At 53.5% G+C, this 14,155-nt stretch carries 15 protein-coding genes; 1 reads left to right on the top strand and 14 read right to left on the bottom strand.

Annotated features, from left to right (window positions below; genetic code table 11):
* Positions 1-111 precede the first annotated feature (111 nt).
* The 4 genes from VN24_RS19220 to VN24_RS19205 form a co-directional block, all read right to left on the bottom strand.
* Positions 112-777 carry a site-2 protease family protein gene (locus VN24_RS19220; protein ID WP_045671734.1) on the bottom strand — a complete coding sequence of 222 codons (666 nt, stop codon included), beginning with the start codon at positions 775-777 and terminating at the stop codon, positions 112-114.
* 3 nt (positions 778-780) lie between these two features.
* Positions 781-1,749 (bottom strand): 50S ribosomal protein L11 methyltransferase, encoded by a 969-nt coding sequence (prmA, locus tag VN24_RS19215; protein WP_420798634.1) that lies wholly within the window; start codon positions 1,747-1,749, stop codon positions 781-783.
* 296 nt (positions 1,750-2,045) lie between these two features.
* The gene (locus VN24_RS19210; protein ID WP_045671732.1) at positions 2,046-2,855 is read right to left on the bottom strand and encodes an ABC-2 transporter permease; all 810 of its coding nucleotides are present in this window, start codon (positions 2,853-2,855) and stop codon (positions 2,046-2,048) included.
* On the bottom strand, positions 2,855-3,739 hold the full coding sequence (locus tag VN24_RS19205; protein WP_045671731.1) for an ABC transporter ATP-binding protein: 885 nt from the start codon (positions 3,737-3,739) through the stop codon (positions 2,855-2,857). Before VN24_RS19205 ends, VN24_RS19210 begins: the two co-directional genes overlap by 1 nt.
* Before the next feature lie 151 nt (positions 3,740-3,890).
* On the opposite strand from VN24_RS19205, the gene VN24_RS19200 reads away from it, so the two are divergent.
* Positions 3,891-4,484 (top strand): TetR/AcrR family transcriptional regulator, encoded by a 594-nt coding sequence (locus VN24_RS19200; RefSeq protein ID WP_045671730.1) that lies wholly within the window; start codon positions 3,891-3,893, stop codon positions 4,482-4,484.
* Between the two features lie 47 nt (positions 4,485-4,531).
* Here VN24_RS19200 and VN24_RS19195 read toward each other — a convergent pair whose 3' ends face one another.
* From VN24_RS19195 to VN24_RS19155, 10 genes are all read right to left on the bottom strand, one after another.
* Positions 4,532-5,629, bottom strand: coding sequence for a sensor histidine kinase (locus tag VN24_RS19195; RefSeq protein ID WP_045671729.1), 1,098 nt, complete (start codon positions 5,627-5,629; stop codon positions 4,532-4,534).
* Positions 5,626-6,300 carry a response regulator transcription factor gene (locus tag VN24_RS19190; RefSeq protein ID WP_045671728.1) on the bottom strand — a complete coding sequence of 225 codons (675 nt, stop codon included), beginning with the start codon at positions 6,298-6,300 and terminating at the stop codon, positions 5,626-5,628. Before VN24_RS19190 ends, VN24_RS19195 begins: the two co-directional genes overlap by 4 nt.
* A 382-nt stretch (positions 6,301-6,682) precedes the next feature.
* The gene (locus VN24_RS19185) at positions 6,683-7,309 is read right to left on the bottom strand and encodes a spore coat protein (protein ID WP_045671727.1); all 627 of its coding nucleotides are present in this window, start codon (positions 7,307-7,309) and stop codon (positions 6,683-6,685) included.
* Positions 7,310-7,533: 224 nt separating this feature from the next.
* Complete coding sequence (locus tag VN24_RS19180; protein ID WP_045671726.1) at positions 7,534-7,728, bottom strand: hypothetical protein; 195 nt, start codon at positions 7,726-7,728, stop codon at positions 7,534-7,536.
* A 14-nt stretch (positions 7,729-7,742) separates the two neighbouring features.
* The gene (locus VN24_RS27075; RefSeq protein ID WP_082083924.1) at positions 7,743-7,904 is read right to left on the bottom strand and encodes a YfhD family protein; all 162 of its coding nucleotides are present in this window, start codon (positions 7,902-7,904) and stop codon (positions 7,743-7,745) included.
* A 603-nt stretch (positions 7,905-8,507) separates the two neighbouring features.
* Positions 8,508-9,623, bottom strand: coding sequence for a molecular chaperone DnaJ (gene dnaJ, locus VN24_RS19175; RefSeq protein WP_045671725.1), 1,116 nt, complete (start codon positions 9,621-9,623; stop codon positions 8,508-8,510).
* 205 nt (positions 9,624-9,828) lie between these two features.
* Positions 9,829-11,670, bottom strand: a complete 1,842-nt coding sequence (gene dnaK / locus VN24_RS19170) for a molecular chaperone DnaK (protein WP_045671724.1) — start codon at positions 11,668-11,670, stop codon at positions 9,829-9,831.
* 169 nt (positions 11,671-11,839) lie between these two features.
* Positions 11,840-12,436 (bottom strand): nucleotide exchange factor GrpE, encoded by a 597-nt coding sequence (gene grpE / locus VN24_RS19165; protein WP_045671723.1) that lies wholly within the window; start codon positions 12,434-12,436, stop codon positions 11,840-11,842.
* Between the two features lie 41 nt (positions 12,437-12,477).
* Complete coding sequence (gene hrcA, locus VN24_RS19160) at positions 12,478-13,500, bottom strand: heat-inducible transcriptional repressor HrcA (protein WP_045671722.1); 1,023 nt, start codon at positions 13,498-13,500, stop codon at positions 12,478-12,480.
* A 117-nt stretch (positions 13,501-13,617) separates the two neighbouring features.
* Positions 13,618-14,079, bottom strand: coding sequence for an N-acetyltransferase (locus VN24_RS19155; protein ID WP_045671721.1), 462 nt, complete (start codon positions 14,077-14,079; stop codon positions 13,618-13,620).
* Positions 14,080-14,155 lie beyond the last annotated feature (76 nt).

Here is a 14,155-nt window from a genome sequence, read left to right as displayed (position 1 = left end):
TTGACCGCATGAGCAAAAAACCGCTCCCGGGCACGATGGAAAGCCTTTTTCATCCATCTGCCGCAGGAGCGGTTTTTTCATTTCAGCAGAAAAAGAAAACAAAGCCCTAACTTAAAAAATCGTTCCGATAAGCGAACTAAAAAACTCGATGATCTGCGGGATCAGCGATAAATACGGATCAAGCGTTACCTGCCGCAGCGGCGGGATAAACACGAGCAGCAGGAAAATGTACGACCCCCATTGTGCATACTGCTCGATCTTGTACCTTGCCCTAAGCGGCAATAGATCCGCAAGGATACGGTAGCCGTCCAGCGGCGGCAGCGGAATCAGATTGAACAGGAACAGCAGCATATTAAGGTAAATGAAATAACTCATAAACGTTTGGACCGCCATTTGCACACCGCGGGAAGCATCGATCAACACGCCGCTGTTATCTAGCAGATGGAAGATGAGCAGACCGATGACCGCAAGCAGCAAATTGCTGACCGGACCAAGCAAGGAGACGACGATGCCCATCGCCCGCGGATATTTGAAGCGGGACGGATTGACGGGCACCGGCTTCGCCCAGCCGAATCCGGCGAGCAGAATAAGAATCGTACCGAGCACATCCAAATGAACGCGCGGGTTAAGCGTCACCCGGCCTTCATTGTAGGCGGTCATATCACCGAACTTGTACGCGCTGTAAGCATGTGCAAATTCATGCACCGTGAACGCGATAATGAGTACCAGCGCAATAAACGGCAAATGCTGAAGCGGGAACGCAAGGAAATTTTCCACCTCTTATGCCTCCCTCTTCGGCTTGCCGGCCACGAACGCCACCCAGTTTTCTTCCCTTCTGCGGTCCACAATTTCGAACCCGGCGGCAAGAAGGGCCGCTTCGACGTCCTCTTCCTTGTTCATATAAATGCCCGAAGCGATATAGAAGCCTCCCGGCTTCAGCGCCTCGTACACGTCGTCGATAAACAGCAAAATAATTTCGGCCAAAATGTTCGCCACGACGACATCGACAGGCACCGTAACGTTAAAAGGACGCTGCACCGCTTCTCCGGCCGGTTTCCCTGCAGCCTCATCCGCCGTATCCGCGCGCAGCACGCCGAGCAAATCGCTCAGCCGCACTTCAACCCGATCCTGCAGCCCGTTCAGCCGCACATTCTCGGTCGCGCTGGACACCGCCACCGGATCAAGGTCGACGGCCAGCACGCCGGATGCGCCGAGGCGGCAGGCGCCGATCGCCAATATGCCGGAGCCCGTGCCGACGTCGATCACTTCGTCCCCTTCGCGCACGACCGATTCGAGCGTACGCAGGCAAAGCGCCGTTGTCGGATGCGTGCCCGTGCCGAACGCCATGCCGGGGTCGAGCTCGATAATCGCTTCGCCTTCCTGAGGCGTATAAACTTCCCAGGTCGGTTTAATCGTCAGCTTGTCGGTGACGCGGATCGGCTTGAAATATTGCTTCCAGGCGTTCGCCCAATCTTCCTCGTCTACAATCCGCGCTGTCATTTCATAGCTGCCGGGATCGATATCGTACTCGCGCAGCTGCTCGATGCGGGGCTTCAGCTCATCCGTCAGCTGCCCGATATCGGTGCCTTCGGCAAAATAACCGCAGATGACGGCTTGTCCCTCCGGGATATCGTTAAGCGGGGTTTCATACCATTGGCCGTACGACGTGTCCCGCTGCCTGTTCAGCGTTCCCGACTCTTCTATGGAGACGCCGCCCGCTCCCATCTCGTGCAAAAAGTTCGAAATCATCTCGATCGCTTCCTCTGTCGTCGAGATCTTCAGCTCATGCCATTTCAAAATATAAGTCCCCCCACCATAAATACATACTCATCCTGTCTATTCTACAACAGATCGTTTGCCGGCACAAAAAAACAAAGACCGCTGCAGCAGCGGCCTTTCTGCGGTGACGACGTCCTTTCGATATTGATCTGCAGCCAAGCCTTTCGGCCCTAACTGCGCCTTCGGTTATTGATCTAGAACGCGTCCCTTCACTGCGTCTTCGGTAATCGTTCCGCCGCAGCCGCTTAGGGAACTATCCTCCGTCTTTACAACGGCAAATCCCTTCTCTTGAACATCGCAATGCCGGCGGCGAAGCCGGCCAACCCGATCAGAAACAGCAGCGGAGTGGCGTATCCCATCTGCGCAGTTCCGGCGGCGATTTCCCCCGGGCGGTATAAGGAGAACAGCGACAAGCTGCGGAGCCAGCCGATCGAGCCGCTTATTTTGCCGAGCAGATCCATCGTGAAGAATCCGAACGTAATGATGCCGGATATGCTGAGCGCCCTCTTTTCATCATTTGACAGGCATGACACCAGAAACGAGATGCCCGATACCGCAAAAAACAGCGCCAGCACGACGAGATTCAGCTGCAGAAACCTCGGGCTGAATTCGTTCCCGCCGCCGACAAACCAGGCGTAACCGGCAAAACCGGCCAATGTTGTCACGGCGACGATGACAAACAGTCCGGCGAAGAGCACGGCTGCCTGCGTAAGTGCTACTTTTCCTCTCGTAACGGGAGCGGATAGCAGGTAAGCCATCGCGCCCTGATCCACCAGCTTAGCCACCAGCTGCGTCGAAAACTGCGTGCAGAAAACGGATAAAATAAGGACAAGAATCAATCCATAATATTCACCGGAAATGAACGCCTCGACGCTGCCGAAGCCGCTTTGCAGTCCGAATGCGCTGCCGACCCCTTCCGGAAGCCCCTGAATGAGCTCGTTGATCGAGGCACTGTTTTTCGCGATGCTCGGGTACAGCCAAAACATCAGCAGCATATAAAAAGCGGAACCGAGCGCATAGCTGAACATTCCCCTTGCATACAGAGACATCATTTGTTTAAAGAGCGGAATACTCATTACCGCGTCTCCTTCCGGTCATAATAATCCATGAAAATGTCTTCCAGGTTCTGCGCGAACACGTCCAGATTGCGGATCGGGTATTGGGCGATGTCCGTTAAAAACGCATTATAATTTCCTTGAACGGCGAACCTCACCCGGTTTCCTTGGCGCGATTCCACCGTCCGGCCGGATGCCGCAAATGCATCCGCATCCTCGCTCCGCTCGAATGTCACTTCCAACAATTTGCGCTGCATGGACTGCAGCTCGTGCATATCCCTGACCGTTACAATGACGCCGTCTTTAATAATTGCGGCCCGGTCGCACGTTCGTTCGATTTCCGGGAAGCTGTGCGAAGACATAAGGAAAGTCGTTCCTTTCCGCTTTTCTTCCAGTACAATTTCGATAAACTCTTTTTGCATGAGCGGATCGAGACCGGATGTCGGCTCATCAAGAATCACGACCTCGGGAGCGTGCATAAACGCGGCGACGATACCGACCTTCTGCTTCATCCCTTTGGACATTTTGCGGATCGGCGTGTGGACGTCGAATTGCAGCCTTTCAATCAGCTCCCCGCGCCTCGCCGCGCTCTTCATTCCGTGCATCTCCGCCATAAAATCGAGAAAGCTTGCGCCCGTCATTCCCTCAATAAATGCGATTTCCCCGGGCAAATAACCGACAAAGCGCTGCACTTGTCCGTGCCGCTCCCACGCGTTCATTCCTTTGATCGTCACAAAGCCCCGGTCCGGCTTCATAAAACCCATCATATGGCGGATCGTCGTCGACTTGCCTGCGCCGTTCGGTCCGAGAAACCCAAACACCTCCCCTTGCCGCACCGTAAACGAAACACCGTCGATTCCTTTTCCATTCGGGAATTTTTTCGTCAAATCTTGCACGACTATCATTCCCTGCACCTCCAAAGCTTGAAATTTATGAAATATTTTAATTTAATTATTACATAAATTATATTACGACTGCAGCGTATCGAAGTCAACAATTTTTGAAATATATTTATGTTATAATTTCATAAAACCCTTTAACCGTTAGGAGGCGCCGATGAACGGATTTGAGAAACGAGCAGTGATCATTAAGGAAAAAATTATGAGCACCACCTTGGACATGATGAAAAAGTGGGACCCGAAAAAAATCCGGATTGCGGACATTTCCAAGCAGGCGAACGTATCGCAAGTGACGATCTACAACTATTTCGGCAGCAAAGAAACGCTCGTGCGCGAATCGTTCAAATCATACATCGACAAGTCCGTTGAAGCGTTTAAAGAGCAGGCGAATAAAGACCTCTCCTTCAAGGAAATGATCGAGTACATTTTGTTATATGAGAGAAACGCCTACGACTTTCTTTCTCCCGGACTGATTCAGGAGCTTATGCTTGATGACCGGGATATCAATTCTTATATTGAGGAGCAGTACAACGGGGTCATCATTCCGCTTATGATTCGGATCATCGAGAAAGGAAAAAAAGAAGGGGAAGTATCCGAAAAGGTAACTCCGCGCGCCGTACTGGCGTTTGTCCGGATGTATATGGCACAATCCAAAGCGCTGCTTGAGACGGGGATACAGCAGGACGATTTCAATGTATTCGCTGAGGAATTGTTGCATCTCTTCTTTTACGGCATATGCGGGAAGGAGTAGCTGGCTCATCCTAGACGGATAAAGAAGCCGAAAGCCTGAACCGTCGTTCAGGCTTTCGGCCCATCCGGCTTCGGCAGCCGGACCGTGAATTCGCTCCCTTCGCCGGGAACGCTGCGGACGGTTACTTGCCCGCTGTGGAGCTCGATAATTTTGCGGACGATCGACAAGCCGAGCCCGCTGCCGGTGCCGGTCCGATTGCGGGATTTGTCCGCCTTGTAAAACCGTTCGAACAGATGGGGCAGGTCCTCCCCGTCAATTCCGATTCCGCTGTCTGCGATCCGTACTTCGACTTCCCGCTCCTTCTCGGTAAGCGCCACTGCGATCGTTCCGCCTTCCGGCGTAAATTTGACCGCGTTATGCAGCAGATTGACCCACACCTGGCTGAGGGAATCTTCGTCGGCCGTCACGCTCACCTCGTCAAGCGCGACGTCCAGCTCGATTCCTTTGCCGCTCCACTGCGGTTCGCAGGCGAGAATGAGCCTTCGCAGCTGACGGTCCAGCCGCAGCGGCTTCGGCTCGTGCGGATGGTGGACCGACTCCAGCGAGGTCAGCTTCAGCAAGTTGTCGCTGAGCCGGGACAGGCGCAGGCTTTCCGTCTCGATAATGTCCAGAATGCGCGACTGCTCGGACGGCTCCATGCCGGGGTTCATCTTCAGCGCGCGGCTGTAGCCGCGGATCGACGTCAGCGGCGACTGGATTTCATGAGAGACGTTCGAAATAAACTCCTGCCGTATCCTCTCCATTTCTTTCAGCTCTTCCGCCATATCGTAAATGCTGTCCGACAGCTCGCCAAACTCGCCCTGCAGCTTCCGCTTCAGCGGCTTGCGGATGTTGAAGTCGCCGCGGCTCACCTGGCGGATCGTTTCGATCAACTGCTTGATGGGGTGCTCAAAAAACCGCCCTCCGATCCATGCGGCCATTCGGCCCGCGACCGCCAGCAGCAGAAAGCTGATCAGCGTCGTCGCCAGCAGCTGGATGTATTCCCGCCTCTCTGGATTCATGCTCCCGAGCCACGCATTCACCCCCTCCAGATGCCGGATTAAAGTGTGCGTCATCCAAAACGCCGCCGAAGTAAAGACGAGCGTCACAACGATAAAAATGAGAAACGGCGCGGCAATCCTGAGTAAAAGCCGGCCCCTTTTCACCGCTGCTCCTCCAGCCGGTAGCCGAGTCCGCGGATCGTACGGATCGTAAAGCCCGCCTCGTCATCGGTAAACCGCTGGCGCAGACGGTTTACATGCACGTCGACCGTCCGGTCCACGCCGTCATGATCATAGCCCCAAATATCCTCGATCAACTGCTCGCGCGTGAACGTTTTGCCGGGATAGCTTGCCAGCTTGAACAGCAGCTCGAATTCCTTCAGCGGCAGCGTCACCGATTGTCCGGCTACATGCGTCTCGAATGTCTTGCGGTTCATCACGAGTTCCCCTGCCTGAACCGTCTGCGAGCTGGCGATCCGGTACCGCTTCAGCAGCGCCTTGACGCGCACAAGAAGCTCCTGCGGATCAAAAGGCTTCACCATATAATCGTCCGTCCCCAAATTGAAGCCCTTCACTTTATGCGTCGTTTCCGCCTGCACGGTAAGCATAAGCAGCGGAATGTCGTACAGGTGGCGCAGCTGCCTGCACAGCTCCCATCCGTCCATCGCAGGCATCATGATATCGAGGATGACCAAATCGTATTTAACCGCTTCCATCTTCTCCAGCGCCGCAATGCCGTCGGAAGCTTCCCCGATTTCATACTCTTCCCGCTCCAAAAACAGCTTCACTACGCCCCGGATGTGCGGGTCGTCATCGACAACGAGAATTCTCGCCATACCTTCGCCCCCCGCTTCGAACTTTCATTCCCGTTCATTATACCGGAATTAATTAAACGCCGTTTAAACAAATGATTTTCGAAAGCGCAAACAAACCGCTATCGAATACATCCGGATTGCTGGCCCGTTCGGAAATGAAGTAGACAAACGCGATAGAATTCCATGAATAATTTTTCAGCAGCTTATTACCGGCGAAGTGAAGGCGGCAAACCAGGCTCTTCAAATGTAAGCCTTTTGTTCATACGGGGCATTTAAAATCCGGAGTAAATCAGATTGGGAGTTTCGATGACGTTCTCATGGCACAGCACGAACGCTGCAGGCATAGTGAGGATCGGAAAAAGGGGGATGTGAGAAGAGGGGCTAATAAAGCCCCTCCTTTGAATTACTGTCTCATCGTGTTCATCGTATTCATTGTGTTCATTGGAGCCATCGTCTGCTGCTGCATTTGCGGCATATTCATATTATTCATCGTCGTCGGCTGGTAGCTGTTCAGAACCGTATTGGTCGTCATCTCTTTCATTGTCGGCACTTGGTAGTGGCCGTTTTGGTTCATATACTGCCATACTTCATAAGCCTGCTCGGCGCAGTTGACGGCTCCTTGCTGCATCGTCCGGCGAAGCTGCGGATCGGCACATTCCAGCGCCGCAATCATTTTCATTGAAGCGGAAGCTTTATGGCAGCCAAGCATGCCGCTTGCAACATCACGATCATCCATTTGATTCATCGATATATTGGGAGTTTGTGCAGCCGGATTGTTAAGGCCGTAAATCGGCGCTATATTTTTGACCGTACGGTAAGGGACGGCTTGGCCGTTGCCCTGGTTATTTAACATTTGGACCGTTTGGTTGTATTCATTGATCATAAACTGCAGCTGACGGTCAAGAATTTGAAGGAGCTGTTGATCCTTCACGTGAGGACGGTACAATTGAAATAGATTGATTCCGTCAATCGTTGAGGTCAAAATTTCATGTACCTCCATCGTTTCATGAGCTCCCAAATGTGCTGCCAAATCGAATACCTCCTACAAAATTGTTGTTTTTTAACAAAAGTAGTATCCCCGCTACCTTCTTCATTATTCAAATTCAAATTGTTCTTATATCGTTGCGAAAAACGAAAAACGACCCTCTCCCAATCGTCAGGAGAAGGCCGTTTGGCACTGGACCGCGTATTCGCGGCAAGCCGGTTCATACGATACGGGCGAAGCTGAACGTCGGACCGTTTTTGCCGGGTTTTTCAACAAAAGTCAAGCACACCGCCGTTCTGTTCGATCAGCCGGCGGACGCTTTCGACCGTCCCTTCGTTAACAGCCGCCTCCAGTACGCAGCCGCTGTTTGTAATCCGCTCCGCCCGAAGCGCATACAGCTTCTGCTCGGTCTCGCGCGCCGTCTCCGGGGTATGGAACTGAACGCGTATATCCATCAGGCTCATCTTTTACGGCCTCCTCACTTGCGCTGCGCAGCACGCTCGTCAGCCGCCTTCGCGCGCTCCACCGCTTCCAGATCGTCTTCATCCGCCAAAGCTGCGGAAAATTCCACGTCTTCGTTTTTGGCCTTTGTCAGCTCTTCAAGCGGATCACGTTTGTTCGGTTCACGCCCGGTTGTCATCTAAAGCCCTCCTTACAAAATCGGATCGATACCGCCAACAGTAGAATGATCCTCCAGCGGCCCGGCTATGCATCGCAGACCTGCAAAGGATGAAATCCGTTTACCCAATGCAGCGCTGCAACGGGTAAACGAACCCGACAAGGGGCTATCCTTGACCAGTTCGTTCGTTTTTATCACTCTGTACGAAGAAGTAATTTGTGAAAAAGATGCATTCGGACATCTTTTTTCTTTTTATTTTTCGACTACGATAAAATTCCTGCGAAAATACTTTTTTTGTCGACCCCATCTCTCGTTTAAGCGATAAAAGCTGGGAATTCCTGTACAATCGCAGGTATTTCCTCCAGATAAGCAAAATCGATCGATAAAACCTGCACAATCGCAGGTTTAGGAACAAAGGACCTCCGACTCCGCTTTGCCAGCGAAACTGGAGGTCCTCTTGTGTCTTATTTAGGACTAGCTCATTCGTGAAAATACTTATGAGACAGCCTCTTAATCATTCTTCCTAAGGTCAGGATAGGCGAAACTGCTTCTCCTGGCTGCGCTGATAATCAATCAAATCTATTTCGCCCGCTTGCCTGCAGCAATACTGCGCTAAGCTTACAGCTATTCGCCCCGGAACGCTTTTTTCATTCGGTCAAAAATCGTCTCGTGCTGCTCGTTCGCCTTTTCTCCGCTCAGTGCGGACAGCTGGCGGAGCGCTTCCTTCTGGTCCTCGCTCAGATTGGTCGGCGTGACGACCGTCACTTTCACATGCTGGTCGCCCTGTCCATAGCCGCGCAGTCTCGGAACGCCTTTGCCTTTCAGCCGGAAATACGTTCCCGTCTGCGTGCCGGCCGGAACTTTCAGCTTCACTTTTTCCGTCAGCGTCGGAATTTCGATTTCATCGCCCAGCGCCGCCTGTGCAAACGTCAGCGGCACTTCGCAGTAAATGTCGTCGTTCTCGCGCTCGAAAAACTCATGCGGCTTGACGCGGAGCACGATGTACAAATCGCCCGCCGGGCCGCCCTTCGTGCCGCCTTCGCCTTCGCCGGACATCCGGATTTGAGCCCCGTCGTCAACTCCGGCCGGAATGCGGACCATAATTTTACGCTGCCGCTTCACTTTGCCGGACCCGTGGCAAGTTCCGCATTTCTCCTTGATAATGCGTCCCGTGCCGCTGCAGTTCGAGCATGCTCGGCGATTGACCATGCGCCCGAACGGCGTGTTCTGCACGACCTCCTGCTGGCCGGAGCCGTGACATACCGAACAAGTTTCCGGCTTCGTGCCCGGCTTCGCGCCGTTGCCGTGACAAGTATCGCAAGTTTCCGTGCGCGGAATCGTAATTTCCTTCTCCTTGCCGAATACCGCTTCCTTGAATTCGATCGTCATCGTATACTGCAGATCGTTGCCCCGCTGCGGCGCATTCGGATCCCGCCGGCCGCCTCCGCCTCCGAAGAACATATCGAAGATGTCGCCGAAGCCTCCGAAGTCCTGGGCTCCGCCTCCGAAACCCTGGTTCGGGTCTACATGGCCGTACTGGTCGTACGTCGCCCGTTTCTGGTCGTCGCTCAGCACATCGTAAGCGTCTTTTACTTCCTTGAACTTGCTTTCCGCATCGGGACTCTTGTTCACGTCGGGATGGTATTGGCGCGCCAGCTTGCGGTACGCCTTCTTCACATCCTCGGCGGAGGCGTCTTTCCCGACGCCGAGCACCTCATAGTAATCCCTTTTCTCTGCCAACCTCTCTCACCCCCGCGTTGGTAACAAACGATGCCGCCCAGCAGCTTAACAAATGATTACACATGCACAAAACGGCTGACGTCATTGTCCCGCCCGCGGCCCATAAAACTTGAGCCCGGTTCGGCACAGACGGAGCCGTTTTTATCAGGTGAAATCAGGCGGGCCGGATGAAGCGCCGGCCGCCTGTACCGCCTGTTTGCCATTGTTATTTCTTGTCGTCCACCACTTCGTAATCGGCGTCCACGACGTTGTCTTTGCCTTTGGCAGAGCCTTCTGCACCGCCAGCTGCGCCTTCGGCTGCCTGCTGTGCTTGTGCGGCTTGCTCATAGAGCTTCACGGACAGCTGCTGCACGATTTGCGTCAGCTCTTCCGTAGCGGCGTTGATCTCTTCGAGGTTGTCGGTTCCAACCGCCTTTTGCAGCTTTTCTTTCGCTGCATTCGCTTTCTCGACTTCGCCGGCATCGACTTTGTCGCCGAGATCTTTAACCGTCTTGTCGACAGAGTAGATGAGCTGGTCGGCGTTGTTTTTCGCTTCGACCAAATCTTTGCGCTTGCGGTCTTCCTCGGCGTTCAGCTCGGCGTCTTTCATCATGCGTTCCACTTCCTCGTCACTGAGGCCGCTCGAGGATGTGATCGTAATTTTTTGGCTCTTGCCGGTGCCTTTATCAAGCGCAGACACGTTTACGATACCGTTGGCGTCGATATCGAACGTCACTTCGATTTGCGGAATACCCCGCGGTGCTGGCGGGATGTCTCCCAGCATGAAGCGGCCGAGCGTTTTGTTGTCGCGCGCCATCGAACGTTCGCCCTGCAGAACGTGAATTTCCACGCTCGTTTGGTTATCCGCATAGGTGGAGTATACTTGCGACTTGCTCGTCGGAATCGTAGTGTTGCGATCGATCATTTTCGTAAACACGCCGCCTGCGGTTTCGATACCGAGCGACAGCGGAGTTACGTCGAGCAGAACGACGTCTTTCACGTCGCCCGTCAATACGCCCGCTTGAACGGCTGCGCCGAGGGCAACGACTTCGTCCGGGTTAACGCCTTTGTGCGGATCTTTGCCGATCAGCTTCTTGATCGCGTCCTGAACGGCCGGAATCCGCGTCGAACCGCCGACGAGAACGACTTTGTCGATTTCGCTTGCGGACAAGCCGGAATCGCTCAAAGCCTGACGCGTTGGAGCCAGTGTGCGCTCAACAAGCGCTGCGGACAGTTCTTCGAATTTGGCGCGGGTCAGATTCAATTCCAAGTGCTGCGGAACGCCGTCGGCCATCGTGATGAACGGCAGCGAAATCGTCGTCGTCAGTACGCCGGACAGTTCTTTTTTCGCTTTTTCCGCCGCATCCTTCAGACGTTGAACCGCCGCTTTGTCTTTGGAAAGATCAACGCCGGAATCTTTCTTGAATTCGCTGACGATGTAGTCGATGATCACTTGGTCGAAATCGTCGCCGCCGAGATGGTTGTCGCCGCTCGTCGCTTTAACTTCGAAGAAGCCGTCGCCCAGCTCCAGAATCGAAACGTCGAACGTGCCGCCGCCAAGGTCATACACGAGGATCGTTTGGTCTTCGGACTTCTCAAGACCGTAAGCGAGCGCTGCCGCCGTCGGTTCGTTAACGATACGCAGCACTTCCAGACCGGCGATTTTGCCTGCGTCTTTCGTCGCTTGGCGCTGGCTGTCGTTGAAGTATGCCGGAACGGTAATAACGGCTTGGGTTACGGGCTGGCCCAGGTATGCTTCCGCATCGGATTTCAATTTTTGCAAAATAATGGCGGAAATTTCTTGCGGGGTGTAATCTTTGCCTTCAATCGTTTCTTTATGGTTCGTACCCATGTGGCGCTTAATCGAAATGACGGTGCGGTCGGGGTTTGTAATTGCCTGGCGTTTTGCCGTTTCGCCGACGATGCGCTCCCCGTCTTTTTTGAAGCCTACGACCGAAGGGGTCGTGCGGTTGCCTTCCGGGTTAGGGATAACGACGGCTTCGCCGCCTTCCATTACCGCCACGCAGGAGTTGGTCGTTCCAAGGTCGATACCGATTACTTTACTCATTTGTATTTGTCCTCCTTGTCATTATCGCTTCGGATGATGCGGATTGACCGCATGCTGCTCCGGCCGCGCCGAAGCCGGGAAGTTATTAACTCCCTATATCGTATTTCATTTATATTAAAGAGACCTTAATTCGCGACAAATTTTGCTTCGAAATATGTGCGCAGCCTCTTTAACCGCTCACTTTGACCATGGCCGGGCGAAGCACTTTGTCCTTCAGCACATAGCCTTTTTGTACTTCCTCCACTACGATGCCTTCCTCATGCTCGTCGGATTCAACCTGCATAATCGCCTGATGGAACTCCGGATTGAACGGCTCGCCGACCGCCTTCATCGCTTTGAGCCCTTCCTGCTCCAGAACGCCCTCCAGCTGGCGGAAAATCATCTCGACGCCTTTGGAAAGCGACTCGTAGTCGCCGTTCCCGGCGGTGGCGGCAATCGCCCGTTCGAAGTTGTCCACGACGGGAAGCAGCTGGCCGAGCAGCTTCATCGAAGCGTACTGCGCAAGCTCTTCCTTCTCCTTCGCCGTACGGCGCCGGAAGTTATCGAAGTCCGCTTGGGCACGCAGATAACGCTGCTGATTCTCCTCGGCAAGCTTGGTCAGCTCGGCCACCCGCGGATCTTCCTGGGTCTCCTCGGCCGTACCGCCCGCCGCTTCATCCGCTGCCGGCTCGGTTACGTTATCCGCGGCTTGCGCCTCAAACTGATCCTGCTGTCCGGCTTGCTGCTCCTCGCGGCCGACTTCTTCCACATTAGACTGTTCCTTCAAAGATAGTTCCGCTCCTTTACCGTCAATTTGACTTCCGTCTTTTATTTGTATCTTTCCATAACTGCATTCATATTCTTAGACAGCATATCCAAGAGACTAATCACTTTGCCGTAATCCATTCGCGTCGGACCCAGAATGCCGATTGTACCGAGCGATTGCCCCTCAACGGAATAGGTTGCCGTAATAAGGCTGCAGTTGCTGATCGCCTCATGATCGTTCTCGGTTCCGATTCTGACCTGTATCCCGGTCGGAAGCGCGGAAAACATCCGCATAATGGTCGGCGTCTCGTCAAGCAGATCAAGAATCGTCTTCACTTTATCGACGTCTTTGAATTCGGGCTGGATAAGCATGTTGGTCGCCCCGCTCAGGAACACCCGGTTATCGTTCTCGCTTTCAAGCGCCTGATCCAGCACATGCAGCAGCTGCTCGCACTGATCGGCGTATCTGCCGAGCTCGGCGCCGACTTCGGTAAACAGCTTCGATTTGAGACGGCTGAGCGGCACACCGATCAGCTTATCGTTCAAAATATGAACGGCTTTCCCGATCTCATCCATGCTTAAGTCGTGCGGGATTGTAATCGTCCGGTTCTCGACATGCCCGGTATCCGTCACGACGATGGCCACCGCCTTGTCGCCGCCGAGCGGCACAAGCTGAAAGTGCTTGAGCTTGTTGCTGAAGCTTTCCGGACCGAGCACGATGGACGTATAGTTCGTCAAGCTGGACAAAATCATCGCCGCATGCTGAATAACCTGCTCCATCTGGATCATTTTTTCCGTAAAAAAAGAACGGAGCGTCTGGAAATCATGCTCGCTGATTTCATCATGTCTGACCAGATGGTCGACGTAGTACCGGTACCCCTTAATGGAAGGGATACGGCCCGCCGACGTGTGCGGCTGCTCCAAAAAGCCGAGCTCCTCGAGGTCGGCCATTTCATTGCGGATCGTCGCAGGGCTGTAGCCCACGTCGCCGCGTTTAGAAATGCTCCGTGAACCTACCGGTTCGGCGGAACGGATATAATCGTTGATGATCGCATTTAAGATCATGCGCTGTCTTTCGGTCAGCATCCGTCTTCCTCCTGTCCCCGAGCGCTTATCGGTTTTTGATCGCCTTCATTAGCACTCGAACAAGGTGAGTGCTAATCTTTAATACAAAAATACCAAACCGCCTTGACGATTGTCAAGTCAGTTCAGCATTTTCAGGACGGCTATTTCGTCGCACGCGTGCTGTTTCGGACAGTGAATGCAATCTTTCCACACTTTCTCCGGAAAAATTTCTTTGTCAACAACTGTAAAGCCGTTCCGTTCGAAAAATCCGACGGCGTAAGTAAGCGCCATTATTTTAGGTATGTGCTGTTCCTTGGCCTGTTCAATAAGACAGTCGACCAGCTTGCTGCCGATGCCGCAGCCCTTGTATCCGTCCGTAATGCCTAGCGAGCGGATCTCGACCAAATCTATTCCAAGACGGGTAAGGGAACCGCATCCTACCACGTCATCTCCCAATTCTGCGACGACAAACGTATCAATCTGTCTGGCGAGCACTTCACGGGAGCGCGGCAGCATGATGCCCTGCTGGGCATAGCCCTGAATCAGGTCATGCAGTATGTCCACATCGTCGATCGTTGCTTTTCTACAAGTCGCCTGCACGAAAAATTCGCCTCCCCCGGCCTTCAATTCAATACGAATAAATATACAACATGAAAAATAAACATTCAAGAATAAT

Source organism: Paenibacillus beijingensis (assembly GCF_000961095.1).
GTDB lineage: Bacteria > Bacillota > Bacilli > Paenibacillales > Paenibacillaceae > Paenibacillus_O > Paenibacillus_O beijingensis.
This window is presented reverse-complemented; position numbering and strand designations above follow the sequence as displayed.